The following is a 2,796-nucleotide window of genomic DNA, read 5'->3' on the forward strand; positions in this document are numbered from 1 at the left end:
GCATGGCTGATGACGTTCATCCTAGTGATGAGCGTAAGCAAAACATTGAAATGTATGCCAAGGTTTTATTCAATGGAGATGAGGATAAAGCTAAAGAATATCAAGAAGGTCTAGAGCTTGCAGAGGCTCAGGGTCAAATTGATAGTATTAAAGACACAGCGGATGCGGTTGTTAATTTAGATGATACCGTAGTGTCTTTATGGGAAGCAATCTCAAACCCAGGGAAGACCTATAATAATGTTGTGGTCTCGTTGAAAGATTGGGATGAGGCTTATGCGCTTGCCCTTCAAGAAAATCCAAAACTCGCGGGTGAAATGCAAGGTTACCGCCAAGGTAAAATGAAAGGTGTTTCGACTGGAGGCGTGGTTCTAAGTGGTGCTGGATTGGGGATAGCTAAGTCTATTGCCAAATTAAAAAATGGCACGATTGATGTAGCCCATTCCAGTGTTAATGTTGCGAAGATAAAACCTAAAACCTGTTCTTTCCGTGGTGACATGGAAGTGAAAACCGAACAGGGGTATAAACCGATTCAATCCATTAAAGTGGGCGACAAAGTTTATGCGAAAAATGAACTGACAGGACAAATGACCTATCAGCGTGTACAAGCGCACTACAACAACCCGTATGATTTTACGGTATATGTAGAAGTGATTGATGAACAAGGCAAACACCAAACCATTGTTTCAAACAAAATTCATCCATTCTTTACCCGGGTAAATCAAGGTGAGCTAGTACCGAGTTCTGAGGGGCATTATTACAACGGAGAAATCCAAAATGCTCAGTGGGTAGATGCACAAAATCTGAAAGCGGGTTATAAACTGTTATCAGAAAATAATCACTGGCAGATGGTGAAAGGTGTCACTATCAAGGCTGAGAAGTTAAGTGCATATAACTTGACAGTTGAGACTGACCATACTTACTTTATCAAAGGAGCAAATTCTGACCTTGATGGAGTTTGGGTGCATAATGATTGTTTCCTTGATATGCCAAAACAAAAGGTCAACAGTGCAAGTGTGGGTGATATAGTAAGAACACCAACAACACATCCAGATGATTTCATTAAATTAAAAGGAGGTAAAAATTTTAAAAATAAATATACCGGTGAAATTTGGTCAGAAAGTCATACTTCTCACTCAGATAAAAATGGTGAATGGAAAGTTGGATTAAAAGGGAATGCCCCAGAAGTAAGAAGAAAGATTACAATAGGTAAAAGTGATGGAAAAATCATTAAATTCGACAACAAATAGCGTTATATCTTTTAATAAAATAAATTTTAATAGTTTTAGTAGTAGCTCGGGTTGGGTGGGCTACTTTTATGCAAGAGATCTTACTATGCAATCAGTAATACAAATGTCATCTAAAATGATAGAATCCTTTTTTAAAGACTCTATGAATGACTTTTTCCTACTAACTGCATTAGCATATGATGATAGCGCTTCTATCCCTGAGTTTTCTGATTTAGAGATTTCTTATTATGAAAATGTTTATAATAAGGCTAAAGAAATGGGAGTATTAATCCCATATAATGGACTTATTGAAGAATTTTATGAAGATAATAAATATCCATTTCCAGCTAATATAATGTCATTGAGTTTTGATAAACAAGATATATTGAATTTTTGTGAATTATCTATGGCTTATAAATATAATAAGGTGGTAGGAGATTATTGTTTTCTAGTTAATCCAAAGTTAAAAATAGCATTATATCCGCATGAAGATATTGGGTATGGTTGCATTTCTTTAAGTGATGACTGTAATAAGGCGATAGAATTCTTAAATTTTTGCTCAAAGGATGATAAGTTTGAGGTGGTTTTTTCTGAGAATATTAATCAGTTGGCGACTTCGAAAAACATGCTCAAAGAATGTTAAGTTAGTTAGACTAAAGATACCAGTACTGTTTGATATTTAAGGTACATACAGTTTGAATTGGGACATAAAGTGCGGTCAATTTTAAAAGTGTTTAAAACCTCTCAAAAATTGACCGCACTTTTGTATTTTTAATGATACTTATGTTAAGTAAATCTTATAATTTCACATCCAGCTTATCGTAAGAGCGTTAACTTAAAAGGTGGTGCCCATTGCAAGCACTAACCCGAAAAACAGTGAATTAGCCACAAATAAGCTGATCTTTGAAGATATTCAAAATAAACCAAGCACTATTCCAAGTTCACTTGGTAATATTTTTGACTCGGCTACTTCAGAGGCTGTGGGAAAAGAGTTGAATAATAAGGAGAATAAAAAATGAGAACTTTATCTTTCTTAATTTGGTCTGGTATATTTGTGTCTTTTTGTGGTTCTATTTTTGTAGGTTTTTTTCTACTTTTAAATTATATTAAATTTAATGAATTTGATTATATCTTACTATTCAAGGTGGCCTTTGTATTTTTTATTGCTGGTTTTATTATTCCTATACCAGAGTTAATAAAGTTGAGAAATAAATGAAAATAAGATTTTTATTCTTAATACCCTCAATCTTATCGCTTACAAGCTGTAGTGGATGGTTTCAACCACTTCCACCACATGATCATTGGCGCTTACATAATTCTAGGGTTTTATTTCCTAACTCAGATCCTCAAGGACGTATTAAATTTCTTGACAGAAGACAAAAAGACATATCGGATTGCGGTATGGATTTTGTCAGTGGTGAAAGTGATAATCCAGAGGTCAATCTTTGTTTAGAGAAAAGAGGCTGGTATTTAGAAGGTGGTCCAATCTGTGAAGAAAGAACAATGTGGAATAGACCTGCATGTATCCAATGGCGAAAAAAACACAGCAAGCCTGATGCTAAGCCTTGGG

At 34.9% G+C, this 2,796-nt stretch carries 2 protein-coding genes; both read left to right on the forward strand.

The window, feature by feature from the left end; translation table 11 throughout:
- Positions 1-1,247: polymorphic toxin-type HINT domain-containing protein (locus AC979_RS10580; protein WP_049373643.1), on the forward strand; the 1,247-nt coding region annotated here is incomplete at its 5' end.
- A complete protein-coding gene (locus AC979_RS07445; protein ID WP_049373644.1) occupies positions 1,216-1,869 on the forward strand; it encodes a hypothetical protein in 654 nt (217 codons plus the stop codon). The genes AC979_RS10580 and AC979_RS07445, both read left to right, overlap by 32 nt.
- Positions 1,870-2,796 lie beyond the last annotated feature (927 nt).

Origin of the sequence: Parahaemophilus parainfluenzae (assembly GCF_001053575.1) — a bacterium.
In the GTDB taxonomy this organism is placed as follows: domain Bacteria; phylum Pseudomonadota; class Gammaproteobacteria; order Enterobacterales; family Pasteurellaceae; genus Haemophilus_D; species Haemophilus_D parainfluenzae_S.